The sequence below is a fragment of the Pseudomonas sp. P39-UII1 genome (assembly GCF_039672635.1).
Classification (GTDB): Bacteria; Pseudomonadota; Gammaproteobacteria; order Pseudomonadales; family Pseudomonadaceae; genus Aquipseudomonas.
On the sequence record NZ_JBDFPP010000001.1, the window covers coordinates 109,622 to 133,201 of the forward strand.

Sequence of the window (23,580 nt, forward strand, 5' to 3'; positions counted from 1 at the left end):
GGTTTATCCCTCACAAGCCACTTCACTTCACAGTACATCGATTCCAGGGACCCGCATGCCGACGCCTTTCCACCCCGCGTTCCGCCTGGCGCTTGCCGCGCCGCTTTACCTGTGCGCTGCCGCGCCGCTGATGCTGCCCGCAGCGCTGGCCTACGCCGAACAGCCAATCGGCACCCAGACCCAATTCGACATTGCCCCTGGCTCGCTCGCGGCTGCCCTGAACCAGTTCAGCAGCCAGGCCGGCATTTACCTGGCCGGCAGCAACGCCTTGGCCGCCGGCAAAACCAGCCAGGGCCTGCAGGGCCGTTACAGCGTCGCCCAGGGCCTGGCCCTGCTGCTGCAGGGTAGCGGCCTGCAGGCAGTGCCGCAGGGCAATGCCGGTTACGTGCTGCAACCAGTCGCCGAAGGCAATGCCCTGCAACTGGATCCCACAGCAGTCAATGCCGCCGCCGAGCTCACCAGCAATGGCCAGGGCGACACCGGTTACCGCGCAGTCACCAGCGCCACCGCCAGCAAGACCAGCAGCGCCCTGGCCGACACGCCGCGCTCGGTGTCGGTGGTCACCCGCCAGCGCATGGACGACCAGCAATCGCAGACCCTCACCGAAGTACTCGGCTATGTCCCGGGCATCTTTTCACCGCCCTTCGCCGGCGGTGATGGCCAGGCCGGCGACCTGTTCTTCATCCGCGGCTTCAACGCCACCGACTACGGCTACGGTCTGCTGCGCGACGGCCTGCGGGTGCAGGGCAACCGCTATGACACCAGCAGCGAACCCTACGGCCTGGAGCGGGTGGAAGTGTTCCGCGGCCCGACCTCGATCCTGTATGGCGAGAATGCGCCGGGGGGTGTGGTCAACCTGGTCAGCAAACGGCCGACCGAACAAACCCGCGGTGAAGTGCAGTTGAGCTACGGCTCGCACAATCGCCGCCAGTTGGGCGTGGACGTCTCGGGCCCGCTGAACGAAGAAGGCAATGTCCTCGGCCGCTTGGTAATGATGGGCCGCAAGTCTGACACCCAGGTCGATCACCAGCCGGATGACCGCCTGTACCTGGCGCCATCGCTGACCTTGAATTTCGACGGGTTCAACAGCCTGACCGTGCTGGCGACCTACCAGCGCGACCGCACCTTGATGGAACTGGGCTACCCCGCCGCCGGTACACTGCTGCACAACCCCAACGGCAAGATCGACAAGGACCAGTTGTCCGGCAACCCGGACTGGGACAACTTCGAGCGTGAAACCTGGAGCCTGGGCTACGCCTTCAGCCACCGCTTCAATGACACCTGGCAGTTCCGCCAGAACTCCCGCTACATGCAGTCGCGCATCGACCGCCAGGAAATGTGGCCCGGCAACCTCAACAACGGCGGTTTCGGCACCACCCTGAGCAACCAGGCCTACGACCGCTATAACAAATCCATCGCCTACTCGCTGGACAACCAGTTCGAAGGCAACTTCTACAGCGGCGCGTTCGAACACACCCTGCTGCTGGGAGCGAGCCTGGACCGCACCTCGTTCAACCAGGACTGGGACGCCGGCAATGGCGGTACCATCAACGTCTTCAACCCGGTCTGGAACGGCCAGCCGAGCACGCCCTTACACGTGCAGAACGCCTTGCTCGAGCAAACCATGTATGGCCTCTACAGCCAGCTGCAGACCAAGGTCGACAACTGGGTACTGCTGCTCGGCGGGCGCCTGGACCGGGTCAACAGCCAGTTCCGCAACAAGGCCGGCACCCTTAACGCGCAAGCCGACATGGACAGCTGGGACAGCGATTTCACCTGGCAGACCGGTGTGATGTACCAGTTCGAAAACGGCCTGTCGCCCTACTTCAGCTACTCCACCGCCTTCGCCCCGACCCAGCAAACCGAAAGCAGGAGCGGCCCGCTGGACCCGACCACCAGCGAACAGTACGAAGTGGGCATCAAGTACGAACCCAAGGGCTGGAATACCGCCTTCACCGCGTCGGTGTACGACCTGCGCAAGAAGGACGATGTGCTGTTCGACGCCAGCGTCGGTGATTACCGCCAGATCGGCGCCAGCCGGGCCAAGGGTGTGGAGCTGGAACTCAACAGCGACCTGAGCGAGAACCTGAACCTGACCGCTGCCTATACCTATACCGATTCGCGCATCACCAAGGATGTGGCGGGGTCGCTTTACGAGGACCACCAGATGACCGGCGTTCCGCGCAACCAGGCCTCGGTATGGAGCACCTATCGCATGCGCGACGGGCTGCTCAAAGGCCTGCAGCTCGGTGCAGGCGTGCGTCATTTCGACAGCACCTTTGCCTACACCCCGGCCACCCTGTACGGCAAGCTCGACACCGGTGACGTCACCCTGGTAGATGCCAAGGTGGGCTACACCATCGATGACAACTGGTCGGTCGAAGTGAATGCGCGAAACCTGTTCGACAAAGAATATGTGGCCGGCTGCAACAATGCCGGGCGCTGCTACTGGGGTGAAGAACGCACGGTGCTTGGCACGGTATCGCTGCGCTGGTAGCACCTTCGCCACCTCAATGGCAGGCAAACAAAAACCCCCGGCACAAGCGTGACCGGGGGTTCTGGATCAGGCCGCAAGCGCCCCGATCAGGGTGTAGCCAAGATCACTGCGGCGCAGGCAGCTTGTCGATCGGGCCGCAGCCACCGATGACCTTGGAGATGGAAACCGAAGGGTGGAACAGGTAGTCATACGAGCAGTTTTTCTGCGCGTTGTAGACCTGGCCAGTGCAGCCCGACAGCAGGGCAACGCCCGAAACGACAGCGACGGCTACAGTGGCCTTGAACAGCTTTTTCATACTAAGTCCTTTAAATGCATCATCTTCGGCCATCATTCTGATGGCGGCGGGATGATACAGAACCCGTGCATTGGATCCAACCAATACCGGCCTGTGCTAGGCGCTTATCGACTCGAAGCTGCGTATCGGCGACGGCACCGGGCAAAACTGTGGGAACTCCTCTTCGACGATCCACGGCTCTTTCATCACCAGGTAAACATCGAGGAAGTCGGAAAAGCCCGGCCAGACGAACAGCTGATTGGCCTCGGCCACCGCCCGGGAGAGCACGCCCATGCCGCCGAAGCTCTTGATCATGGAAACACTGACGATCTCGCTGCCGGAGTGGAACACCGTCGCCCCTTGCAGCGCGCCGGTCCTGCGCTCGGCAAAGCGCGAGAAGATCGAGGCGTAAGGGCATTCGGGCAAGGGCTTGATGACCACCGAAGGCACGGCGTCATCACTGACCGAGCAGGCCACCACCTCGATACGCAGGCCCTTGAGGGACACCGAATAGAAGCCAGCGGGCACGCTGTCACCCAGGATCACCACCATGTCGGCTTCGCCCTTGGCCAGCTTGGTGAGGTTGTCGGGGGTTTCCGAGCAACTGAAGATCGGGCTGCAACCGGTCAGGTTGCCGACCACCCCACCCATGATCTGCTGGTTGATCTCCATCGACAGGGTGCTGTTCAAGGCAACGCGCAGGGGCTGGCTCTGGCGCTCGCGCAATTGATTGATCTTGAGCTGCATGCGCTCGGATGAGCGGACGATCTCCAGCACATGAGGCAGTATGCCTGCCCCTTCCTGGGTGAGTGACACCCCTTTGTTGGTACGGTCGAACAGCTTGAAGCCGCAGTGATCTTCAAGTTTTTTCAGCTGCGCGGCCAAAGCCTGCACAGTGACATGCACCTGTTCGGCTGCATCGGTGATCGACCCCGTCCTGGCGACGTTCACAATGTTTCTGAGAACCCTGATATCCATTCCACTCCCCTCCCTTTCTCGCTGAAGCCGGCTTGCAACGAGGCCAACGAGCATAGCGCACTACCCTGCCCCTGTCTGCCCGCCCGGCCGCTCGCCAGCAAGCGCCGGTTGAGGCACGTCAAAAATAAGTGAAGTTTCTGCCATCATTTCGCCTGCTAGATTACCGGCAGTTTTTAATAAGAAGAGATGCCAAATGCTTGCACTGAAACGCAACATCGACGACGCACTGCGACAACACAAGACCGTCAACGTACTGGGCAGTGATTTTGAACTGAGCGGTGGTTTTGGCCACTTTGTCGAATTTTCCAGAAGTTGGGAAACCATGGGCGTTGACCGTTATTACGGCCAAGCCGACAAGGGTACCCGCTATCGCCGTTACAGCGACTTCGATTACAACCCGGTCAGCGGTGAACTGCAGCAACTCGAGCACCGCGCGTATGAACAATCGGAAGCCCATAACCAGTATGTCGGTGGCATGCGCCGCCACTTCGACGACGTCTCCAGCGATGTGTTCAACTCGCCGGTACTGCGTGCGCTGATCAAGCTCGATTTCGACGTATATAAAGCGGTACTGCCCGAAGCACTGCACAACGTCACCTGGCAGTGCCAGGTGCACCAGATCCGTATCGAAGTCAAACCTGGCGCGCAGATCGAAATCACGCCTGAAGGCATTCACTGCGACGGTTACCCGTTCAGTGGCGTGCACTTCTGGGGCCGCCACAATATCGAAGGCGCCACCAGCAAGGTCTACGACAAGCAGTCGAACGTAATCGACTCCGGCACCTACCTGGAGATTCTCGATACCACGTACTTCCTCGACCGCGAACTGCAGCACTACGTCACGCCGGCCATCAACCCCAGCGATTCGGAAATGGGCTACCGGCAGATCATTGCCATTTCCTTCTCTCGGCCGGGTAGCGAACATGACATTGTCCGGTAGCCTTGAACAGGCACTGCTCAAGCAGGCCACGCCAGAACATATCAACGGCCTGACCATCAAGAAAGCCACGCCGTTCTATGCCGCGAAACTGGTCAACTTCCTCAAGCGTTTCGACGAAGTGTCGTTCTGCGACTGGCAGAACGAAGACCTGCTCAAGGGCTTGCTGGGTTCGGACAATACCTACTGCTATGTTGCCGAAAACCACAGCGGGGCAATCATCGGTGCGGTCGCCGGTGGTTCGATGGGGACGCGAGGCACCATCAACCACTTGGCGGTCTCACCGGACTATCGCCACAGCAGGATCGGCACTTCGTTGACCAACTCGATCCTCAGTGATTTTCGCCAGCACGGCATTCGGCGCATTTTCCTGTTCATTGAGGCGGGCAATGCGTCAGCGCTGAACTTCTGGCAGAAACAAGGGTTTCAGCAAACCCGTGGTGAAATTACCTGCGAGGTCGATCTATGACCGAAGTGGCGCTGCTCCCTGTTTCGCGCAAAGAGAGCTTCTTCGATGCACTGCCGATCATCACCGGCTACTTTGTCGTCAGCTTCGTCTTTGGCGTGATGTGCATCAATGCCGGCTTGCCGCTGTGGCTGCCGGTGGCCATGTGCGTGTTCGTCTACGCCGGTGCTGCGCAGTTCGCCGCACTGACATTGATCACCACGGGCGCACCGCTGCTTTCGATCGCCTTATCGACACTGCTGATCAATTCGCGGCATGTGTTGATGGCCATGTACATGGCCAAACGCAGCGAGGGGCTGGGTATTAGCAAAGCGCAGAAGTTGATGTACGCGTTCGGCCTCACCGATGAGTCCTTTGCCTTGCACAGCCAACGGCTGGAAAGCCGCAAGCACACTTCGCCGGGCTACATGCTGCAGTTCAACACCTGGTGCCATGCCAGCTGGATTGCCGGGGCACTGGTCGGCGCCGTGGCCTCCGATGCACTGCACCGGTTCTCGCAGTTCAAGCTGGACTATGCGCTGACCGCCATGATGATCTTCGTGCTGATTTCGCTGTGCAACACCAGGACCAAGTTCATCATCGCACTCGTCGTCATTGTTGCGACGTGCCTGCTCAATGCGCTCAACACGTCCCCCTTGAACGTATTCATTGCAACCGCCGTGGGCTGTGGAGTGGGGTTATGCCTGAAGAAAAATACCTGATCGCCGCCGTCGCGCTGATGATGGCCATCACCTACCTGACCCGCGCCACGCCATTGTTTTTTAGGATGGAAAGAACCCCAAAGGTATTCAACGACGTCATTGAATACCTGCCCGTGGCAATCATCGCCAGCATCACCGTGCCGGCCCTGCTGATGGCCAAGGACGGCACGTTGATGCCGCTCAATGCCGACCTGCTGGCCGCCATTCCGGTAGCGCTGGTGGCCTATTTCACGCGGAGTTTGATATTCAGCGTAACTGCCGGTATCGCGGCGCATATCGCGATCACGCTCTATGCGTGAGTGGCCGCTAGCCCCGTGCACGCACCCGACAGGGAACTCGCCATGAGCGGAGTACGCAAGACGCTGACACTTTCAAGTTTGAGCCAGTTTGCACGCCTCATACCGCATGGCCTGCCGCGTGATCAGGTGTTTGGTGCACTGAGTGGTTTGTCTCTGGAGTGCTCGCTCAGCTACGACTTGAGCAAGAGCTTCTTGAGCGACGGCTGGATCGTCGAATATCGCCATCTGCGCACTGCAGGCCAACTGAACCCGGTCAGCGATCTTCTATTGTTTGCGACTTCCGGCGGCTTGGAAATCGAGATGGCCGACGGTTCGACACATCACGTGAAGTGTGGGGAGCACGTGATGTTGCCAGCCGATTGCCAGGCGACGGTGTTCCCCGTGGGTGAGCGTGACAGCGTGAGTTTCATCGCCTTGGCCATCGAACTCGACCTTGGTCAGATTCTGCAGGAGCTGACGGAAGTGCCGCCCGCGTGAAGCACTTCACAGCGCAGGCTTGCGTGGCGCCCAAACCGTGACGGGGTCTACGCAGCAACGTTGCCTTGCCACGCCTTGCATCTATACCTGAGAGCGCTACAGCCGATTCCCAACCGACTCAGGAGCAACTGCATGGAAGCCTATTTCGCCCTCACCACCGTTGATACGCCGCGAGAGTTCATCTTCAAGCTGACCAATGAACAGCGTATCGCCCACGCCCGCAAAATCCTCTCGGGCGAGGAAATCAACGAAGTTCATGTCCATGGCCGGATCATAAAACGCGAGCAGCCCTACAACCCGAACTGGAGCTTTCATCTGGACCCGGATTCGATCAACTTTTTCGACGTGGCGATCGAAGTGTGCGATGCCGGCACCCAATACGTAGAAGACCATCTCGACGAAGCCTGCGGTGCATTCCTGCCTGGCTGCCACTGGTGCCCATGGACATCGAAACTCACCCGCGAAGTAAAACCCTGATCCACCAAGTTTGAAACCTGCCACAGGGCAGTTGTAAAGCAGGCCGCAGCCAACGATAGTCTACGGTTCTGCCTTTGCACTGCCCTACAGGAGTTCCCCATGCTCGGCGTCACCGACTACGGCGCGTTCGTCATCGCCTTCATCATCGTCCTGGCCATCCCCGGCCCAGGCAACTTCGCCCTGATCACCGCCACCGGCAAGGGCGGTATCAAGGCAGGCATGGCGGCGACCTGCGGGGTGATTCTGGGAGACCAAGTGTTGCTGTGGCTGGCGGTGGCGGGCGTCGCGACCCTGCTGGCCGCCTACCCCGCTGCTTTCCACGTGGTGCAGTGGGCCGGTGCGGCGTACCTGGCCTACCTGGGCATGCGCATGCTGCTGAGCAAGCCTGGCGGCGCCCCGCGCGCCAGCCGCATGGACAATGGCCACTACCTGCGCCAGACCACGATGATCACCTTGCTCAACCCCAAGGCGATCATGTTCTACATGGCATTTTTCCCCCTGTTCGTCGACCCGGTGAAGCACCAAGGGTTGGTGACTTTCGGCTTCCTGGCAGCGACCGTGGCGGTGGTGACGTTCCTGTATGGGCTGATTGCCGTGGTGCTAACCCACCAACTGGCCGAGCGCATGCGCGCCAACCCGCGCATTGCCAACCTGTTCGAGCGGCTGGCGGGGGCTTGCCTGGTGGGGTTTGGGATCAAGCTGGCGGCGATGCGCTGAGGATTGAAGCCTAACCTTGCCGCCGCATGTACTCGGCAAAAAGCGGCACGGTAAAATCCAGAAAGCCATGATCTGTACTGTAAGCCATCCCCTTGGAGATAACCTTGGCCCTTGTCGGCCCTAATGATGATTGTGGGCGCCCCAGCGCCTTCGCGACATCACTCACCGCATAGGGCCCATCACCAAGCTGCGACATCGCTTTAACGAAAAGCACTTCGCTTGGCGTCAACTGGTCGATACGCACCCTGAAGAACCCCGCGTCAAGCAAGGCCAGCGTTTCTGAATAGGACTTCACCACATCATCCAACGATATTTCCGGCCCTTCAGCACAGTTCCACGCCGTAGATGCCCACTCTTGCAGGAAGAAAGGATACCCCTTCGTACGTACGACAATCTCTTGAAGGGCGGCTTGTGCAATGGACGCCTCTTCTTCCAGGATCGGCTTCAGGACTGCCTGAGCAGCGGCCTCCGCATCCAGTGCATTGATTTCGGGATAGAGGAAAAGTCGTTCCGCATAAGACTTCGCCTCCCCTGCAAGACGCGCCACCTGAGGCAAGCCTGCCCCAACAAGCAGTATCGGCAAACCTTCCTGAGACATGCGGTGCATCGAGACGATCAATGCCCGTAAATCAGCTTCAGACAGGTACTGCACTTCATCAATCAGCAAAATCCAGCCTTTGCCTGCGGCCTTTGCTGCCCGACCAATAACGTTGAAAAGGTCTGGCAAGTCGTACTGAAGGTTGCCACTGTCGGCCAACCCGGGCTCCGGCTCCACGCCAACTTCCACTCCGGCAATATCAATCTTGAAGATGGACGCGAAGCCCCGCAGCCCTTTGAGTCCACGATTAGCGATCTGTTTGGCGGCTTCTACGGTTGAGAGCGAGCGCATGACCTTGCGCATTTCGGGGTAGAGCAACCGGGCCAAGCTTTCTTCTTCCGGAGATTCGACTTTTGAAACCAGCAAGCCTTCGTCCTCGGCAATCTTCCCGACTTCATTCAGCAATACCGTTTTCCCGGTGCCTCTCAAACCAAGCAGCATCATGGACCTGGCGCTGCGACCATTGACCGCTCTACCACAGGCTATTCGAGCATGATCCAGCACCACATCGCGCCCTGCCAGTTCCGGGGGCCTGCTGCCTGCGCCAGGTGCGAAAGGGTTGCGGTAAGGGTCCATGGGGCACCTCCTAAACGAGTTATACCAATAGATATCAAAAACTACCTATTTCCGCTATCTATTGTTAGCTTTCGGTAGGATTTGTATTGCGGACCAGTACTAAGTTGTCACCTGCTGACCGCCACAGCAAAAAGGGTGGCCTGAGCCACCCTTTCGGTTTACGCGATTGGCACCGTCACCGGCTCAATTGCTTTCCAGTTCGTACGCCTTGCTGACGAAAAGCGCTGCAAACAGGCTCTTGCCTTCCTTGAACTTGTACTCCTCCTCGAAGCTGCCTTCCTCCACCAGTTTGCGGCTGATGGCGCATTCCGAGTCGCTGTGGTTTTTGCCTTTGGCGCCAAAGTCGCTGGACCACTGTGACAGCCCGACCTCTTCGCAGAAGGCCTCGAACTTGGCCTTGGGTGTGGCTTCCTGGTAGCTGCCATAGGCTTCTTTCAGCGGTTTGAAGCCGCTGTAGGTGACCGAGTAATTCTCGACCTTGGTCACCCGCGCGAAGCTGCTGACAGCCTCGGTCAGCGCCGCCTGACCGGCGTATGGCTGATATGCACCGAGGATGAAGCCGCTCAGCGCGTTCTTCAGCCCGTCTTCCACATCGTCGAGTTCCGGCAGCGAGGCGAAGTTGGCCTTGCGCACGATCTCGCCGACCTTGGAGCCGTCATTGCGGTGGGTGACCACGAACTTCATCGAGCCTTCACCATCGCTGGAGCGCTTGAGGATGAAATCCACGTCGACCTGGGTGCCAAAGGTGCCGGTGCTGTTGACCAGGAACGCACCGGTGACCGGCTGGCGCACAGCCAGGTTGGTGCCCCAGGAGAAGTCCGACTGGGTGGCGCGACCGTTTGCCGACAATTCAGCGCGCGGCTGGATCTCGTCGTTCACGTCAGAGACCAGCACCACTTCAGCACCCTTGTGGGAAATGAACGGGTTGCCCATCTGCAGGCCGAGCAACTGGATGTGGATCTCTCCCGCCTTGCTGTCGCCATCGCGGGCAACTTTCAGGGCATCGGCTTTCAGGTAGACACCCGCGACATTGCGGCCGGAAACCGCATCGAGCTGGTACTTAGCCCAACTCGCCAGGCCCGTTTCGCTGGAACCAGCACCCCTGGGGTCGAATGAGCCCATGAGGCTGCGCAGGAAATTCATCGCCCCGTTGGTCTGCGCGGTAGCCATGCGGATCTCAGGGTCGGCCACGGTCAGGTTGCCGGAGAAGGCCGAATACGAAACTTCGCCTTCGGACAGCACGTCCTCGAGGAAGTAGCGCTCCTTGAACTCATCGTAATAGCTCAGTGCGGCCTTCTTGCCAGCGCTGGAAACCATCGCGAAGCCGCCGCCGAGCACCAGCACTGCAGCGGCAACACCGCCTATCAGCAGCTGCTTTTTGTTCATCTGTTTGATCATGGTGTATGCCTCACTGGACCTGAGCGGAAGCGTTGTTCCAGTCGTTCACGAACTGTTGGGAGACCTCTGGGGTCCAGCTGAAGTCGATGCCCGCGTTGGGGAATTCCTTGGCCAGCACAGCGCCGAACGACACACGGTCAGCACAGTGGTCCTGCTTGCAGGCCTCCGGCTCACCGGCGCTGTAGGCGCGGTAGGTGACGACCGCGCGGCCGTCTTCCAGCGGGAAGTACGGGGTGGCGTTGGCCACCTGGGTGACGTACCAGCCTTCGCTGTATTCCTCATCCGCTACGAGGCGGCCCTTGCTTGGGAAGTCGATGGTGTAGAAGTCACCTTTCTTGCCGGTGACATGCACCATCATCGGCGTGACGCTGGCCGACGACGACGGGTCCTGCAGCGCCAGCGGCGAGCCGAAGCGCACCTTGATACCGGCCATCTGCGCCAGGGCTTCGGTTTCGCGGCCCTTGAACTCGCTCATGCCCTCTTGCAGTTGCTGGTAACGCTCCAGCACATGCGTGTGCACCCGGGCCAGTTCCTGCTGGCGCCGACGCGCCTCGCGCACCCGCTGCTGCTCACGCTGGGCCGCCCAGTTGGCGCCATCGCGCACATCGAAGAACAGGCCTTGGCGATTGATGCCGATGCGGTTGCGGGTGATCTTCAGCGCGTCGTTGCCCCAGACGTTGTTGGCAATTGCCGACAGGTCTTTGACGATGAACAGGTTGTTCACATCAGTCGTGGTCGGTGAGGCGGTCTTGATCAGGTTGAAGATCTCCAGCGCGGTTTCCTTGTACTGCGCCGCGTCCAGCGCGAACGACTCGTCGGGCGTTACCGCCACATAGTACGGGTCGTTGCCGAACGGCCTGAGCACGCCATAGCTCGAGCGCGTGAACGTCAGGTACACCTTCATCTTCCGGCTCGGGATTTCCCCAACCAGGAACGCCGCCTGGTCGGCTTGCGGGGTGAGGTAGGCCACCGCCTTGTCCTTTACCGCGGCTTCGAGGTCCTTGGTGAAAATCAGCGCGCTTGGGTGAACGTAGACGCGGCTCCAGTTATCGCCGCGGTAGGTACCGACCGCCTTCCAGCTGATTTTTTCGAAGCTGCCTTCGCCGAAACCGGACGCCGGGCACGGCATGGCCGGGGTGGTGCCGAACGACAGGGTGTCGCCATCGCTGATGGTCGCGGTGCTGAGCACCCATTTGCAGCCGGTGCCGTCGGTTATCTGCATGAGGTTCTGGTTCTGCAGGACAACAGCGCGGCCGTAGTCGGATGTGGGGGCAGCGGCCACTGCTGCTGTGGGTGCAGGGGTAGCCGGGGCGGCAGGCGCTGCTGCGGGGGCTTGGGCAACGGCGGCTGGCGCGGGCTCTGCGACGACGGCTGGGGCTGGAGCAGGTGCAGGAGCAGGAGCAGCCTCTACTTTCGCGGGCGCGGCTTCTGCGACAGCCGGGGCGGGATCAGGGGCCGGTGCCGCGGCAGCAGGTGCTGGCGCCACGGCAGGTGCAGCAGGTGCAGCAGGTGCAGCAGGTGCAGCAGGTACAGGTGCAGATGCCGGTTCTGGCGCGACAGGCGCGGCAGCCAGGGTCACCAGGCCAAGGTTGGAGGCATTGCCTGAACCGCTGGCGTAGAGGGCACCTTTGGCATCAACTGCCTTCCAGCTCACCTTGGCCGTCGAGCAGTCCTTGGCGAACACGAACGGCAGCTTGGTCAGCAGGCCGGACAGCAAATCCTGGTTGTCCCACACCGGGCGCGTGATGGTCAGCTCAACCTCGGGTTTGCACCAGGTGGTGGCATCCCCGGGCACTTCGACCTTGATGTTTTCTTTCTTCGAGAAGGCCAGCTCGTGAGCGAACGCCTGCGGTACCAGACCGCAAGCGCCGAACACTGCCAGCGCGAGCGCGTGCTTTTTCATGGAGTTCCTCAGATCAGTTCCCAGGTGCCGTTGGCTTGTTTGCAGAAGGTGTTCTGCTCCTGCTCGGTCTGGCCGGTTTTCGACTTCAAGCTGACGGTGACCGGCCGGCAAGCGGCCTCGGCGGCAACTGTCTCGGTCGGCAGCGACTGGATCGAATCAAGGTCGAAGCCTTGGGTTTCCTTGTTCGCGGCAACATCAAGATCGTCCAGGTTGATGGCCGGAGCGGCGCGCTTGGCGATGGCCTGAGCCTTGGGCTCGACGTAGTTCTTGTGCACGTAGCCAACCGTCACGCCCTTGCGGCCCACCAGAATCCAGTCACCGGTGGAGCCCACGGCGGTGAACTCGGTGTGGCTCTTCAGGCTGCCGACTTTTTCGCCACTGGCGTTCGGTGCGGCGCGCACGTTCAGGTTGTCGCTGATGGTGACGTAAGGCTCGTTGATCAGCTTCATCGATGGCACCGCCTGAATCTTCGGCGCACGTTTCACCTCGACCTTCTTGGTCTGGGTGTATTCCTTGCCTGGGGTGATCTGCGCCGTGGCACCGGAGTGATCGGACTTCCAGGTCACCGGCTGGGCGCTGGCGGTGGTCGGCTGGCTCAGCACTTCCTGGGTGCGCAGCGCCAGCGCCTGCTGGTCCTTTTCATCGAGCATGTGGCCGATGCGGTTGCCGACGTAGGCGCCGATACCGCCGGCGATCAGTGCTGCGGCGATCTTGCCGTTGCCACTGCCCATGGTCGAGCCGATGGCTACACCGGCCAGGCCACCGATCACGGTGCCCGCTTGCTCTTTGCTGATCCCGAGCTGTGCACAGGCGGTGGTCGTGGCGATGGCGACCGCCAAGAGGGATGCGACGAATTTCTTACGCAAGTGGAGCACTCCATTTCCGGTGGGTCACTCTGCTCAAGGCAGAGGCCTGGTTTGTGTGTAAAGGATCGACAGGCGCACGCGCGCCGCAGCCGATGGCAGGCCGCAGAGGTCGAGGCTGTTTGAGGGGCATCAAGAGGATGGCGGCACTGGCCGGGTACAGCGGCTGGGCGTTGAACAGGGTTTCACCCTGCAAGCCGAGGGCGTTGAGCGAAGCCAGTACGACGGGGAGCATCCAACCAATCCATGTCAGAAAAGGGTCATCGTCCAGCGCGCGTATTCATTACGGCGGGGGCCTGGACGAGAGTGGCGTTTTGCCGCCGCATTGTAACGCAAGGTTACATCGGCAATACAAGGCAAAAAATTGGGTTTGGAAGGGGGAAGTGGTAGCGCGTCCTACATTTTTAACTCAGATTTTTCCCATTCCTTGTAGTCCATTTCCGAATCATACTGCTGCCGCTGCCAAACCATTGCGACTGGAGAGATTGCGGCCTAGGCTCGGTCCGTCGTTGCCAAATCAACGACCAGCTTTGACAGGCTGACTATTCAAGTTTCCGTTGCAGCGCTTCATGGCAGCTGTGCATGGGGCACATTCGTGTGCGCCGGGTTCTTGGGTAACCGGTCTGTCAATCCATGTACAGCTGCCTCCATTCGTTTGACAGCGTTGCCAGGCGGCTCCACTTACCCAGGAGCTATCATGCGCAAAATAGTCCCCGATCCACCCTACTCCCTCGATTCCTCGTACATGCTGCAGGACACCCTGGTCCAGACCTCGGAATACGTCACCTGTGCTCTATCCGTCGCCCGCCAATCGGTGCAACTGAAACCCACCTCCCCCAGCTCGATCGTGATGCAGGCGGTCATCCATGAAATGGAAGTTGCCCATGCACTGGTGGAATCGGCGCTGATGCAGCTGCAGCGCCAAGTGCAGTTGCCGGCTGAGCCTAGATCGTTGCACTAAGGCTCAGATGATGGGCTGCTCATGCCGGCCTCTTCGCGGGGCAAGCCCGCTCCCACAGGTCCTGCGGCGCCACCCCCGCAACCTGTGGGAGCGGGCTTGCCCCGCGAAGAGGCCGGCCCAGGCAACAGAAAATTCGGGAGAAAAACAATGACCACAGATGACACCCAGCGCCACACCACAGTTGGCAAAACCCGCTTCTACCAGGCAGAAGGCCAGACCCAACCGCTATTTCGCATCGAACCCGGCATCCCCTGCCAAGCCGCCCGCGAACAGGCATCTGAACTCATGGGCTACGTGCGAGACATGACCTTGACCGGCGTGATGGAGAGAGATGAGAAGCTGATTTGGGCTGCACATTACTTAAGCGCAATGGCCAAGGCGCTGCTGGATGATGCGGAGCTGGGGATGACGACTAAACCCCATTAGTCAGCAAGCCATGGGCAGCAGGCAGCCCCACCTTTGCAAGGCCATAATTTTTATGAACTTTCGCGAAAAAAGGCGTCTCGAAACCGCCGTTGACCTTTTCTTGTACATGTCATGGAGACATTTCGCGAATGTTCACTGCAAAAATGTTGCGTCACGCCTGCGCTCTAGCCCTGCTCGGTTCTCCCTTGGCAGCCATGGCCGCCCCGAGCACTGACCCCCTGTTCACCTTCGGCCTCCTGGGTTCCTACGACAACTTCAAGTTCGAAGGCGGCAGCGACTCCGACAAGGAGCATTTGGGCCAAGGCGGCGTGTTCGCCAACTTCGGTAACAAGATGACCGCTGAATCCGGCTTCGTTTATCAAATAGGCGCCGAAGCCAAGTACGCCAAGAAGAACGACAACAAACTCAAAGAAGCCCAGGCTGACCTCGACCTGGGCTGGCGTGCCGCGTTGGATGCACGCAACTTCGTCGACATCATCGTCGGCGGTGGCTATAGCTGGACCCGCTTCGAGCCCGAGATCAACGACCTGGATACCAGGCTGACCTACAAGTCGCCGTTCGCCAAGGCAGCACTTGGGTACAACCACCAATTCGATGCGTCGACCCTGCGGGTGGAAGTCGGTGCCCGCCACACCATCGATGGCCGCGCACGCCTGAAGGTCGACGACTTCGGCAGCGACAGTGTCGATATGAAGGACCGCACCAACCCCTACGCAGAAGTCACGCTGCTGATGAACCAACAGGGCGGCATGCCGATCCAGGCGGGCGTGTACTACACCCGCACCGAGTACAAGCTCGATGGGGACTCGCCTGTGGCCGACAACACCAAACTCAAGCGTGATGAGTTTGGCGTGAAGCTGGGCCTGGCGTTCTAAGCGGGCCTGCATGCCGCGCAGTTGGCGGTGGCCTGCATAGGGCCCCGCCGCATCACGCGGCCTGGACTGTCGCCAAAACGAAAAAGCCCCTGGAAACTTTCGCTTCCAGGGGCTTCATCATGTATGGCGGAGAGATAGGGATTTGAACCCTAGGTACTGTTGCCAGTACAACGGATTTCGAATCCGTCCCGTTCGACCACTCCGGCATCTCTCCAATGCCGCGCATCATACCAGCGAATTCTGAAAACGCAAACCTTTATTTGCAAAAAAAACGCGTGGTATCAGGCGCTTGCGTGACCAGGCCGCTTACAGCGGCACGCCCAGGCGCTTGGCAACTTCTTCGTAGGCTTCGATCACGTCGCCCAGGCCCTGACGGAAGCGGTCCTTGTCCATCTTCTTGCGGGTTTCCTTGTCCCACAGGCGGCAGCCGTCCGGGCTGAACTCGTCGCCGAGGACGATCTGGCCGTGGAACACGCCGAACTCCAGCTTGAAGTCGACCAGCAGCAGGCCGGCGTCATCAAACAGCTTGTTCAGCACTTCGTTGACCTTCAGCGACAGCTTCTTCATCTCTGCCAGCTGCTCGGCGGTACCCCAGCCGAAGGCGACAACGTGCGATTCGTTGATGAACGGGTCGCCCTTCTCGTCGTTCTTCAGGAACAGCTCGAAGGTGGACGGCTCGAGCTTGATGCCCTCTTCCACGCCCAGGCGCTTGACCAGGCTGCCGGCGGCATAGTTACGCACCACGCACTCGACCGGGATCATGTCCAGCTTCTTGACCAGGCACTCGTTGTCGCCCAGCAGCTTGTCGAATTGGGTCGGCACGCCGGCTTCTTCGAGTTTCTGCATGATGAAGGCGTTGAACTTGTTGTTCACCATGCCTTTGCGGTCGAGTTGTTCGATGCGCTTGCCGTCGAACGCCGAGGTGTCGTTACGGAACAGCAGGATCAAGCGGTCGGCGTCGTCGGTCTTGTAAACCGATTTGGCCTTGCCGCGGTAGAGTTCTTCGCGTTTTTCCATGATTGGGCTCCGCTTGCTTGAGTGGTTGGGCTAGGCGATTTCGCGCCAGTCGAGCCCGTGTTCCTGATTCGCCACCTGGAGCCAGTCCGGGTCGCACCCAAGGGTGTCGACGAAACACTGGCGGGCCAGATGTGGCAGGTTGTTCTTGCTACTGAGGTGGGCCAGCACTAGGTGCTGCAGGTTGCTCCAGCCCAACTCGTTCACCAGGGTTGCAGCCTGGTGGTTGTTCAAATGGCCTTGCATGCCGCCAACCCGCTGCTTGAGAAAGCGTGGGTAGTGCCCGCGCGCCAGCAGGTCGCGGCAATGGTTGGCCTCGATCAGCAGTGCGTCCAGGCCCTGGTAGCGTTCCAGCAGCAGCGCATCGTACGAGCCCAGGTCGGTGAGCATGCCAAAGCGCCGGCGGCCGTCACTGATGACGTACTGCAGCGGCTCGTAGGCATCGTGCTCGACCCGCGCCGCGCTCACTTGCAGGCTACCGACGCGCAGGCTGTCGCCACAGGCGAGAAAACCGGCCACCTCCACCGGCTTGCGCAGGCCGCGCAAGGTCCCTTGGCTGAGGTAGACCGGTACATTGTAGCGCCGCGACAGCAAGCCCACCCCATGCACGTGGTCGGCATGTTCGTGGGTGACCAGCACCGCGCTCAGTTGCGCCGCCGACACCCCGAGCAGCGCCAGGCGCCGCTCGGTTTCACGCAGGGAGAACCCGCAATCGACCAGGATGTACGTGTCACCACTGGCGATCAGCGTGCCATTTCCCTGGCTGCCGCTTCCAAGTACCGCGAAGCGCACTTAACCCAGGTGGTCCTGAATGGCACTCAGCACGCGGCGAGCGACATCGGCCGGGGCCACGGTGTTGATGTTTTTCTCGACGGTAACCTGCACGCTCTCGCCGACCTTGCTCAGGCGCACCTGATAACGCTCGGCACGGGCTTCGCGCTCTTCCTTGGTCGGCGCACTGCCGAACATGCGGCTGAAGAAGCCAGGCTCGTTCTGCTTGTCGTCAGGTTTTTCCGACAGGTTGATGTAGTACAGGCCCAAGCTGCGGTTGATGTCCTCGACGCGCCATTCGCCGCCCTGCTCCAGAGCGCGGCCCACGCCGGACCAGGCACGGTCCAGGTCGGAGCCGAGGAACAGCACCGGGTTGCCGCTGCCGTCTTCGCTCAGGCTGACGCGGCTCGGCGCATCGAAATCGCGCGCGGCCAGCAGCGAGACCGACCCGCCCTTCTCGGCGCTGCGGTTCATGCTGGCGAGCATTTCGTCGACCAGCAGCGCATCGGCGCCGGTGTTGGCGGAGGTGGACGGGAACGCCGTGTCGGCGGTGCTGCCGGCCGGGCGCTCGACGCTGACGATGTATACCTCGGAGGTGTTGCGCTGCACGCCAGGCTCCATGCGCACACGGACGCGCACTTCGCTGTCACCGCTGCTGGCGGTGCTCGCCAGGCGCTGGCCGAGCGAGGCCGACAGTTCGTCGAAACGCTGCCAGCTGGTGCTGAACTCGCCGGTTTGCGGGCGCTCTTCGACAATGCGGAAGCCGTTGTCCTCGAAGAACTGATGCGCCACAGGCCAGACTTCGGCCGGCGAACGCTGGGCCAGCACCCAACGGCTGCTGCCGCTGCGCTGCAGGCTGAAGTCGCTGACTTCGGCACCGCCGGTCAGGGGTTGCGGGCGCGGCACTTCGAACTCGCCCTTGGCATTGTCGTCGGCGACGTTGCGTGGGATCGGCAGCAGCGGGTCAAGGCGCTTGACGTTGCTGGCGTCCTGCGGCAGCTGCATTGGCGCGGTGGGGTGCGCCTGCAGGTAATCGCTGCCGCGGTCGCGGAAATAGCCATCCTCGCCCCACAGCCAGCCACACCCACTGGTGCTGGAAATGATCAGGGCGAGCGCGGAAAGACCAGCCAGTCGCTTCATGCGGTGTACTTCCTCTTAAACCAGTACGCCGGACTGGCGCAAGGCAGTACGGACTTTTTCGTGACAGCCTTCGCTCAGCCAGGTCAGCGGCAGGCGAATACCTTTGTGCATCAGGCCCATTTCAACGAGCGCGAACTTCACCGGAATCGGGTTGGCTTCGCAGAACAGGTCTTTGTGCAGCGGCATGAGTGTTTCGTTGATTGCGCGGGCCTTCTCGGCATTGCCCTCAAGGGCGGCCTCGCACAGGTCGGCCATTTCGCGCGGGGCGACGTTGGCAGTAACGGAGATGTTGCCTTTGCCGCCCATCAGGATCAGCTCGACGGCAGTCGGGTCATCGCCAGACAGCACGATGAAGTCTTCGCTGACGCCATCGAGGATGGCCTTGGCGCGCACCAGGTCGCCGGTGGCTTCCTTGATGCCGATGATGTTCGGCACGCTCGACAGGCGGATCACGGTCTCGGCCTGCATGTCGCAGGAGGTGCGGCCGGGTACGTTGTAGAGGATCTGCGGGATGTCGACGGCTTCGGCGATGTGCTTGAAGTGCTGGTACAAGCCCTCTTGGGTCGGCTTGTTGTAGTACGGCACCACCAGCAGGCAGGCGTCGGCGCCAGCGTTCTTGGCGTTCTGGGTCAGGTGCACGGCTTCGGCAGTGGAGTTTGCACCGGTACCGGCAATGACCGGCACATTACGCTTGCTGCGCTTGACGCGCTCGACCACGTGCTTGATGACCAGGATGTGCTCTTCGACATCCAGCGTGGCGGACTCACCGGTGGTGCCGACAGCGACGATCGCGTGGGTGCCATTTTCCAGGTGGAAGTCTACAAGTTTGTCGAGGCTGTCCCAATCAAGACGCCCTTGTGCATCCATGGGTGTGACCAATGCCACCATACTGCCCGCAATCATGTAACTGCTCCTGCCGGAAAAAGAGAGCGGTAATGGTACTGGGGGCATCGGCCTTGCACAAGCGAAGCAGGCGGGCGGAGCATTCCCCTCGGCGCCTTATTTCGCTACCCTTGACCCTTTGATCGGTGCAGCGCGGCCCGCCGGGCCGTCGACCTTGCTCCCCGGCCAGCGTCCACGTCCTCGCATGCGAGCCCCGGGCCCTGCCGACAGGAGGCTTTCGCCCGTCCTGTGCCGACCGCTCATCGCTTTAGGAATGCTGCATGTCCACCCCCACCGTCCGCGAACAATTCCTTGTCATCAGTGCCTTGGGCCCCAACCCGATGGAGCTGGCCAACGTCCTCAGCCGCGCTGCCTTCGAAAACCGCTGCGCGGTCGTCACTTCGCGCCTGAGCCGCCATGGCGAGACCAGCGCCCTGGTATTGCAGGTAGGCGGCAGCTGGGATGCCCTGGCCCGCTTCGAGTCCACCCTCCCGGGCCTTGGCAAGAAGCACGGCCTGACCCTGGACGTGGTGCGCAGCGCCGACCAGGAAGTACGCCCGCAGGCCCTGCCTTATGTGGCCTACGTCAGCGCCGCCTACCGCCCGGACATCATCAATGAGCTGTGCCAGTTCTTCCTCGACCACCGTGTCGAGCTCGAAGCCATGACCTGCGACACCTACCTGGCGCCGCAAACCGGCAGCAGCATGCTCAATGCCCAGTTCACCGTGATCCTGCCGGCCGGCACCCAGATCAGCTGGCTGCGCGACCAGTTCCTCGACTTTGCCGACGCCCTCAACCTGGACGCGCTGATCGAACCTTGGCGCCCACAGAACCCTGTGTAAGGAATGCACCCATGGCAGTAGCACTCGACCAACCCGTCGCCGACTTCCAGGCCCAGGCCACCAGCGGCCAGTCCGTTAGCCTGGCCGAACTCAAGGGCCGCCAGGTGGTGGTGTACTTCTACCCCAAGGACAGCACACCAGGCTGCACCACCCAAGGCCAGGGTTTCCGCGACCAGCATGCGGCCTTTGCGGCGGCCAACACCGTGGTGTTCGGCGTGTCGCGTGACGGCCTCAAGTCGCACGAGAACTTCAAGGCCAAGCAGGGCTTCCCGTTCGAGCTGATCAGCGACAAGGACGAGGCGCTGTGCCAGCTGTTCGATGTGATCAAGCTGAAAAAGCTGTATGGCAAGGAATACATGGGCGTTGACCGCAGCACCTTCCTCATCGACAAGGACGGTGTGTTGCGCCAGGAATGGCGTGGCGTGAAAGTGCCGGGGCATGTGGATGCCGTGCTGGCAGCCGCGCAGGCGCTGAACAAGGCTTGAGATTGACTGGGGCCGCTTTGCGCCCCATCGCCGGCAAGCCGGCTCCCACAGTGTTCGGTGTTGCACCGGGGTTGTGGGAGCCGGCTTGCCGGCGATGGGGCGCAAAGCGGCCCCGGTTTCATTCAGAGAATCGGTGAAACACTCGGTTCCTGCCGCGGCCAGGCATCCAGCACCGCCTTGATCAGCGTCGCCAGCGGGATGGCGAAGAAGATCCCCCAGAAGCCCCACAACCCGCCGAACAGCAACACCGCGCAGATGATCGCCACCGGGTGCAGGCTCACTGCCTCGGAGAACAGCAGCGGCACCAGCACGTTGCCATCCAGCGCCTGGATGATCGCGTACACCGTCATCAGGTAGATGAACTGGTCACCCCAGCCCCACTGGAACAGCGCGATCAGCGTCACCGGCACGGTCACCACCACCGCCCCTACATACGGCACCACCACCGACAGCCCCACCAACAGTGCCAGCAGCGCGGCATAGTTGAGCCCCAGGCTGATGAAGGCAATGTAGGTGGCAATCCCGCAGATCAGGATCTCGATGCCCTTGCCGCGGATGTAGTTGGCAATCTGCCGGTTCATCTCGCTGCCCACCCTGTTGAGCAACGTACGCTGGCGCGGCAGGTAGCCGCTGACCCAGCGGCCGATCAGCTCGCGGTCCTTGAGGAAGAAGAACACCAGGATCGGCACCAGCACCAGGTAGATCATGGCGCTCACCAGCAGCGGCAGGCTCGACAGCGAGAAGGTCAGCGCCCACTGGCCAAACTTGCCGATCTCGCCACGCACCGACTCGATGGCATGCAGCACCTGCTCGTCCGACACCAGGTGCGGGTAGCGCTCGGGCAGCAGCAACAGCAACGACTGCCATTTGCCGAGCATGCCTGGCAGTTCGTTGAACAGGGTGATCAGCTGATGCCAGAGCAGCGGCACCAGCACCAGCAGGAACACCGCCAGCGCCCCCATGAACAGGGTGAACACCAGCACTACGGCCAGCCGCGTCGGCACCCGAATACGCTCCAGGGCATTGACCAGCCCCTGCATCAGAAACGCCAGCACCATACCGGCCAGCACCGGCGCGAGCATGCCGCCGAGGGTAAGCACCGCGGTAAAGGCCAGGAACAGCAGGACCGCCAACACCACGGCTTCCTCATCGGAGAAGTAGCGGTGTATCCAGTCGCGAAGCACTTTGAACATTGACGATCCTTGGTTGGACTCAGGCCTTGCGCAGCCAGTAGGTATAGGTGCCGGCCTCGGCCGTTTCCTGCAGCAGCGTATGACCGGCCAGCTGGGCGAAAGTGCGGAAGTCGCGCTGGGAGCCGGCATCGGTGGCGATCACCTTGAGCACCGCGCCACTGGCCAGGCGGTTGAGTTCCATCTTCGCCTTGAGCAGCGGCAGCGGGCAGTTCAGCCCGCTGGCGTCGAGTTCGGCGTCGCAGGTCAGGGTGTCACTCATCAGGGGTTCTCCACGCGTGGGGCAGACGTCTTTGGTAACAGGGCAGCTAGGATACCGCCACTGGTCGTCTACGTGCGAGCGGGCTACAGTAGGCGCTTTGACCCGACGCGAGCTTCGTGCATGAATCTACTGCGCCCTACCCTGCTGACGCTGGCCTGCCTCATGGCCCTCCCCGGCCATGCTGACGACCTGCCATCACTGGGCGACGCCAGTTCTGCGATCGTCTCGCCGCAACAGGAGCACCAGCTCGGGCGCGCCTGGCTCAGCCTGCTGCGCGGCCAGGTCAACCAGTTGAACGACCCGCAGCTCAAGGACTACGTCGAAACCACCGTGTACCGGTTGGCCGAAACCAGCCAGCTGCAGGACCGGCGCCTGGAATTCATCCTCATCGACAGCCGTGAACTCAACGCCTTCGCAGCCCCCGGCGGCATCGTCGGGGTCAACGGTGGGCTGTTCCTCAATGCCCGCACCGAAGGCGAGTATGCCTCGGTGCTGGCGCACGAACTGGCGCACTTGTCGCAACGCCACTTCGCCCGCGGCGTCGAGGCCCAGCAACGCATGCAGCTGCCGATGATGGCGGCTTTGCTCGCGGGTATCGTGCTGGCTGCCGGCGGCGCTGGCGATGCGGGTATCGGCATGATTGCCGGCACCCAGGCGGCGGCCATCCAGGAACAGCGGCGCTTCTCGCGGCAGAACGAACAGGAGGCCGACCGCATCGGCATCCAGAACCTGGAAAAGGCCGGTTACGACCCTCGCAACATGCCCACCATGTTCGAACGCCTGGCGCAGCAGTACCGCTACGGCGCCAAGCCGCCGGAATTTCTGCTGACTCACCCGGTGACCGAATCACGTATTGCCGACACCCGCAACCGTGCCGAGCAGGCGCCCAAGGGCGGCGTCGAGGACAGCCAGCGCTACCAGCTGATTCGCGCTCGCGTGGCCCTTACCTATGAAGAAACGCCAGGCCTGGCCGCCAAGCGCTTTCGCACCCAGCTCGATGACGACCCTAAACTCGACCCTGCACGCTACGGCCTGGCCCTGGCGCAGATCAAGGGTGGCCAGCTGAACGAAGCGCGCGAAAACCTCAAGCCGTTGTTGGCGAAGGCCCCCAACGACATCACCTACAACCTGGCGCAGATCGACCTGGACATCACCAACAACCGCCTGGCAGACGCCCAGCAACGGGCCGAGCGCATGCAGGGCTTGTATCCGGGCAACTACCCGCTGAAACAGGTCCGCGCCGATTTGCTGGTCAAGCAGAACAAGCCCGCCGAGGCCGAAAAGGTGTTGAACGACCTGCTCAAGAGCCGGCCGGATGACCCGGACGTGTGGTACGACATGGCCGAGGTGCGGGGGTTGTCGGGCAATACCATTGGCCTGCACCGTGCGCGTGCCGAGTACTTCACCTTGGTTGGGGATTTTGACCAGGCGATCCAGCAGCTGGATTACGCCAAGCGCCGCGCGGGCAGCAACTTCCCGCTGGCATCACAGATCGACCAGCGCCAGCGCGAGATCCTCGAGCAGCAGCGGATGGTCAGGGAAATGATGGGGCGTTAAGGGCCCTTCGCGGG

At 61.4% G+C, this 23,580-nt stretch carries 26 protein-coding genes and 1 tRNA gene; 14 read left to right on the forward strand and 13 right to left on the reverse strand.

Annotation, left to right across the window (positions count from 1 at the left end; genetic code table 11):
* The first annotated feature begins 55 nt into the window (after positions 1-55).
* On the forward strand, positions 56-2,497 hold the full coding sequence (locus ABEH27_RS00525) for a TonB-dependent siderophore receptor (RefSeq protein WP_346611695.1): 2,442 nt from the start codon (positions 56-58) through the stop codon (positions 2,495-2,497).
* Positions 2,498-2,600: 103 nt separating this feature from the next.
* Here the strand turns inward: ABEH27_RS00525 and ABEH27_RS00530 are convergent, their stop codons facing one another.
* Positions 2,601-2,792, reverse strand: a complete 192-nt coding sequence (locus tag ABEH27_RS00530; protein WP_346611696.1) for a DUF4223 family protein — start codon at positions 2,790-2,792, stop codon at positions 2,601-2,603.
* Positions 2,793-2,888: 96 nt separating this feature from the next.
* The gene (locus ABEH27_RS00535; RefSeq protein ID WP_346611697.1) at positions 2,889-3,749 is read right to left on the reverse strand and encodes a LysR family transcriptional regulator; all 861 of its coding nucleotides are present in this window, start codon (positions 3,747-3,749) and stop codon (positions 2,889-2,891) included.
* 193 nt (positions 3,750-3,942) lie between these two features.
* On the opposite strand from ABEH27_RS00535, the gene ABEH27_RS00540 reads away from it, so the two are divergent.
* From ABEH27_RS00540 to ABEH27_RS00570, 7 genes are all read left to right on the forward strand, one after another.
* The gene (locus tag ABEH27_RS00540) at positions 3,943-4,689 is read left to right on the forward strand and encodes a 2OG-Fe dioxygenase family protein (RefSeq protein ID WP_346611698.1); all 747 of its coding nucleotides are present in this window, start codon (positions 3,943-3,945) and stop codon (positions 4,687-4,689) included.
* Positions 4,673-5,155 (forward strand): N-acetyltransferase, encoded by a 483-nt coding sequence (locus tag ABEH27_RS00545; protein WP_346611699.1) that lies wholly within the window; start codon positions 4,673-4,675, stop codon positions 5,153-5,155. The genes ABEH27_RS00540 and ABEH27_RS00545 overlap by 17 nt, the downstream gene beginning before the upstream one ends.
* The gene (locus tag ABEH27_RS00550; RefSeq protein WP_346611700.1) at positions 5,152-5,853 is read left to right on the forward strand and encodes an AzlC family ABC transporter permease; all 702 of its coding nucleotides are present in this window, start codon (positions 5,152-5,154) and stop codon (positions 5,851-5,853) included. Before ABEH27_RS00545 ends, ABEH27_RS00550 begins: the two co-directional genes overlap by 4 nt.
* A complete protein-coding gene (locus ABEH27_RS00555) occupies positions 5,832-6,152 on the forward strand; it encodes an AzlD domain-containing protein (protein ID WP_346611701.1) in 321 nt (106 codons plus the stop codon). The genes ABEH27_RS00550 and ABEH27_RS00555 overlap by 22 nt, the downstream gene beginning before the upstream one ends.
* A 42-nt stretch (positions 6,153-6,194) precedes the next feature.
* Complete coding sequence (locus ABEH27_RS00560; RefSeq protein ID WP_346611702.1) at positions 6,195-6,629, forward strand: hypothetical protein; 435 nt, start codon at positions 6,195-6,197, stop codon at positions 6,627-6,629.
* 132 nt (positions 6,630-6,761) lie between these two features.
* Positions 6,762-7,106 carry a hypothetical protein gene (locus ABEH27_RS00565; RefSeq protein ID WP_346611703.1) on the forward strand — a complete coding sequence of 115 codons (345 nt, stop codon included), beginning with the start codon at positions 6,762-6,764 and terminating at the stop codon, positions 7,104-7,106.
* A 99-nt stretch (positions 7,107-7,205) separates the two neighbouring features.
* Complete coding sequence (locus ABEH27_RS00570; protein WP_346611704.1) at positions 7,206-7,823, forward strand: LysE family transporter; 618 nt, start codon at positions 7,206-7,208, stop codon at positions 7,821-7,823.
* Between the two features lie 10 nt (positions 7,824-7,833).
* On the opposite strand, the gene ABEH27_RS00575 is transcribed toward ABEH27_RS00570, so the two are convergent.
* The 4 genes from ABEH27_RS00575 to ABEH27_RS00590 form a co-directional block, all read right to left on the reverse strand.
* A complete protein-coding gene (locus ABEH27_RS00575) occupies positions 7,834-8,997 on the reverse strand; it encodes an ATP-binding protein (RefSeq protein WP_346611705.1) in 1,164 nt (387 codons plus the stop codon).
* A gap of 183 nt (positions 8,998-9,180) precedes the next feature.
* Entirely contained in the window at positions 9,181-10,395 is a 1,215-nt protein-coding gene (locus ABEH27_RS00580; protein WP_346611706.1) for a hypothetical protein, read from the reverse strand.
* 10 nt (positions 10,396-10,405) lie between these two features.
* Positions 10,406-12,298: a hypothetical protein gene (locus tag ABEH27_RS00585; RefSeq protein ID WP_346611707.1), complete on the reverse strand. Its 1,893-nt coding sequence runs from the start codon at positions 12,296-12,298 to the stop codon at positions 10,406-10,408.
* A gap of 8 nt (positions 12,299-12,306) precedes the next feature.
* On the reverse strand, positions 12,307-13,164 hold the full coding sequence (locus ABEH27_RS00590; RefSeq protein ID WP_346611708.1) for an SH3 domain-containing protein: 858 nt from the start codon (positions 13,162-13,164) through the stop codon (positions 12,307-12,309).
* A 694-nt stretch (positions 13,165-13,858) separates the two neighbouring features.
* Between ABEH27_RS00590 and ABEH27_RS00595 the strand changes: the two genes are divergently transcribed.
* The 3 genes from ABEH27_RS00595 to ABEH27_RS00605 all read left to right on the forward strand — a co-directional run bounded on the left by ABEH27_RS00595 (position 13,859) and on the right by ABEH27_RS00605 (position 15,423).
* Positions 13,859-14,122 carry a hypothetical protein gene (locus ABEH27_RS00595; protein ID WP_346611709.1) on the forward strand — a complete coding sequence of 88 codons (264 nt, stop codon included), beginning with the start codon at positions 13,859-13,861 and terminating at the stop codon, positions 14,120-14,122.
* Between the two features lie 147 nt (positions 14,123-14,269).
* Entirely contained in the window at positions 14,270-14,548 is a 279-nt protein-coding gene (locus ABEH27_RS00600) for a DUF3077 domain-containing protein (protein ID WP_346611710.1), read from the forward strand.
* A gap of 128 nt (positions 14,549-14,676) precedes the next feature.
* The gene (locus tag ABEH27_RS00605) at positions 14,677-15,423 is read left to right on the forward strand and encodes an outer membrane beta-barrel protein (protein WP_346611711.1); all 747 of its coding nucleotides are present in this window, start codon (positions 14,677-14,679) and stop codon (positions 15,421-15,423) included.
* A 124-nt stretch (positions 15,424-15,547) separates the two neighbouring features.
* On the opposite strand, the gene ABEH27_RS00610 is transcribed toward ABEH27_RS00605, so the two are convergent.
* From ABEH27_RS00610 to dapA, 5 genes are all read right to left on the reverse strand, one after another.
* A tRNA-Ser gene (locus tag ABEH27_RS00610) sits at positions 15,548-15,637 on the reverse strand.
* Positions 15,638-15,729: 92 nt separating this feature from the next.
* Positions 15,730-16,440, reverse strand: coding sequence for a phosphoribosylaminoimidazolesuccinocarboxamide synthase (gene purC / locus ABEH27_RS00615; protein ID WP_012315794.1), 711 nt, complete (start codon positions 16,438-16,440; stop codon positions 15,730-15,732).
* Between the two features lie 30 nt (positions 16,441-16,470).
* Positions 16,471-17,229, reverse strand: a complete 759-nt coding sequence (locus tag ABEH27_RS00620; protein WP_346611712.1) for an MBL fold metallo-hydrolase — start codon at positions 17,227-17,229, stop codon at positions 16,471-16,473.
* A complete protein-coding gene (bamC, locus tag ABEH27_RS00625) occupies positions 17,230-18,348 on the reverse strand; it encodes an outer membrane protein assembly factor BamC (protein WP_346611713.1) in 1,119 nt (372 codons plus the stop codon).
* A 15-nt stretch (positions 18,349-18,363) separates the two neighbouring features.
* The gene (dapA, locus tag ABEH27_RS00630) at positions 18,364-19,251 is read right to left on the reverse strand and encodes a 4-hydroxy-tetrahydrodipicolinate synthase (protein ID WP_346611714.1); all 888 of its coding nucleotides are present in this window, start codon (positions 19,249-19,251) and stop codon (positions 18,364-18,366) included.
* A gap of 260 nt (positions 19,252-19,511) precedes the next feature.
* Between dapA and ABEH27_RS00635 the strand changes: the two genes are divergently transcribed.
* On the forward strand, positions 19,512-20,072 hold the full coding sequence (locus ABEH27_RS00635; RefSeq protein WP_346611715.1) for a glycine cleavage system protein R: 561 nt from the start codon (positions 19,512-19,514) through the stop codon (positions 20,070-20,072).
* A gap of 11 nt (positions 20,073-20,083) precedes the next feature.
* Positions 20,084-20,557, forward strand: a complete 474-nt coding sequence (locus ABEH27_RS00640) for a peroxiredoxin (protein ID WP_346611716.1) — start codon at positions 20,084-20,086, stop codon at positions 20,555-20,557.
* A gap of 122 nt (positions 20,558-20,679) precedes the next feature.
* Here the strand turns inward: ABEH27_RS00640 and ABEH27_RS00645 are convergent, their stop codons facing one another.
* Both ABEH27_RS00645 and ABEH27_RS00650 read right to left on the reverse strand, forming a co-directional pair.
* The gene (locus ABEH27_RS00645; RefSeq protein WP_346611717.1) at positions 20,680-21,750 is read right to left on the reverse strand and encodes an AI-2E family transporter; all 1,071 of its coding nucleotides are present in this window, start codon (positions 21,748-21,750) and stop codon (positions 20,680-20,682) included.
* 19 nt (positions 21,751-21,769) lie between these two features.
* Complete coding sequence (locus ABEH27_RS00650; protein ID WP_012273752.1) at positions 21,770-22,009, reverse strand: sulfurtransferase TusA family protein; 240 nt, start codon at positions 22,007-22,009, stop codon at positions 21,770-21,772.
* A gap of 120 nt (positions 22,010-22,129) precedes the next feature.
* On the opposite strand from ABEH27_RS00650, the gene ABEH27_RS00655 reads away from it, so the two are divergent.
* Positions 22,130-23,566 (forward strand): M48 family metalloprotease, encoded by a 1,437-nt coding sequence (locus ABEH27_RS00655; RefSeq protein ID WP_346611718.1) that lies wholly within the window; start codon positions 22,130-22,132, stop codon positions 23,564-23,566.
* Positions 23,567-23,580 lie beyond the last annotated feature (14 nt).

What these genes read in the sequence shown, in the direction of transcription:
- bamC (WP_346611713.1), bottom strand. Translation starts at nt 18,348, where the DNA reads ATGAAGCGACTGGCTGGTCTTTCCGCGCTCGCCCTGATCATTTCCAGC.
- purC (WP_012315794.1), bottom strand. Translation starts at nt 16,440, where the DNA reads ATGGAAAAACGCGAAGAACTCTACCGCGGCAAGGCCAAATCGGTTTAC.
- ABEH27_RS00560 (WP_346611702.1), top strand. Translation starts at nt 6,195, where the DNA reads ATGAGCGGAGTACGCAAGACGCTGACACTTTCAAGTTTGAGCCAGTTT.
- ABEH27_RS00525 (WP_346611695.1), top strand. Translation starts at nt 56, where the DNA reads ATGCCGACGCCTTTCCACCCCGCGTTCCGCCTGGCGCTTGCCGCGCCG.
- ABEH27_RS00580 (WP_346611706.1), bottom strand. Translation starts at nt 10,395, where the DNA reads ATGATCAAACAGATGAACAAAAAGCAGCTGCTGATAGGCGGTGTTGCC.
- ABEH27_RS00640 (WP_346611716.1), top strand. Translation starts at nt 20,084, where the DNA reads ATGGCAGTAGCACTCGACCAACCCGTCGCCGACTTCCAGGCCCAGGCC.
- ABEH27_RS00585 (WP_346611707.1), bottom strand. Translation starts at nt 12,298, where the DNA reads ATGAAAAAGCACGCGCTCGCGCTGGCAGTGTTCGGCGCTTGCGGTCTG.
- ABEH27_RS00600 (WP_346611710.1), top strand. Translation starts at nt 14,270, where the DNA reads ATGACCACAGATGACACCCAGCGCCACACCACAGTTGGCAAAACCCGC.
- ABEH27_RS00550 (WP_346611700.1), top strand. Translation starts at nt 5,152, where the DNA reads ATGACCGAAGTGGCGCTGCTCCCTGTTTCGCGCAAAGAGAGCTTCTTC.
- ABEH27_RS00535 (WP_346611697.1), bottom strand. Translation starts at nt 3,749, where the DNA reads ATGGATATCAGGGTTCTCAGAAACATTGTGAACGTCGCCAGGACGGGG.
- ABEH27_RS00570 (WP_346611704.1), top strand. Translation starts at nt 7,206, where the DNA reads ATGCTCGGCGTCACCGACTACGGCGCGTTCGTCATCGCCTTCATCATC.
- ABEH27_RS00565 (WP_346611703.1), top strand. Translation starts at nt 6,762, where the DNA reads ATGGAAGCCTATTTCGCCCTCACCACCGTTGATACGCCGCGAGAGTTC.
- ABEH27_RS00650 (WP_012273752.1), bottom strand. Translation starts at nt 22,009, where the DNA reads ATGAGTGACACCCTGACCTGCGACGCCGAACTCGACGCCAGCGGGCTG.
- ABEH27_RS00575 (WP_346611705.1), bottom strand. Translation starts at nt 8,997, where the DNA reads ATGGACCCTTACCGCAACCCTTTCGCACCTGGCGCAGGCAGCAGGCCC.
- ABEH27_RS00540 (WP_346611698.1), top strand. Translation starts at nt 3,943, where the DNA reads ATGCTTGCACTGAAACGCAACATCGACGACGCACTGCGACAACACAAG.
- ABEH27_RS00635 (WP_346611715.1), top strand. Translation starts at nt 19,512, where the DNA reads ATGTCCACCCCCACCGTCCGCGAACAATTCCTTGTCATCAGTGCCTTG.
- ABEH27_RS00645 (WP_346611717.1), bottom strand. Translation starts at nt 21,750, where the DNA reads ATGTTCAAAGTGCTTCGCGACTGGATACACCGCTACTTCTCCGATGAG.
- ABEH27_RS00530 (WP_346611696.1), bottom strand. Translation starts at nt 2,792, where the DNA reads ATGAAAAAGCTGTTCAAGGCCACTGTAGCCGTCGCTGTCGTTTCGGGC.
- ABEH27_RS00595 (WP_346611709.1), top strand. Translation starts at nt 13,859, where the DNA reads ATGCGCAAAATAGTCCCCGATCCACCCTACTCCCTCGATTCCTCGTAC.
- ABEH27_RS00605 (WP_346611711.1), top strand. Translation starts at nt 14,677, where the DNA reads ATGTTCACTGCAAAAATGTTGCGTCACGCCTGCGCTCTAGCCCTGCTC.
- ABEH27_RS00555 (WP_346611701.1), top strand. Translation starts at nt 5,832, where the DNA reads ATGCCTGAAGAAAAATACCTGATCGCCGCCGTCGCGCTGATGATGGCC.
- ABEH27_RS00655 (WP_346611718.1), top strand. Translation starts at nt 22,130, where the DNA reads ATGAATCTACTGCGCCCTACCCTGCTGACGCTGGCCTGCCTCATGGCC.
- ABEH27_RS00545 (WP_346611699.1), top strand. Translation starts at nt 4,673, where the DNA reads ATGACATTGTCCGGTAGCCTTGAACAGGCACTGCTCAAGCAGGCCACG.
- dapA (WP_346611714.1), bottom strand. Translation starts at nt 19,251, where the DNA reads ATGATTGCGGGCAGTATGGTGGCATTGGTCACACCCATGGATGCACAA.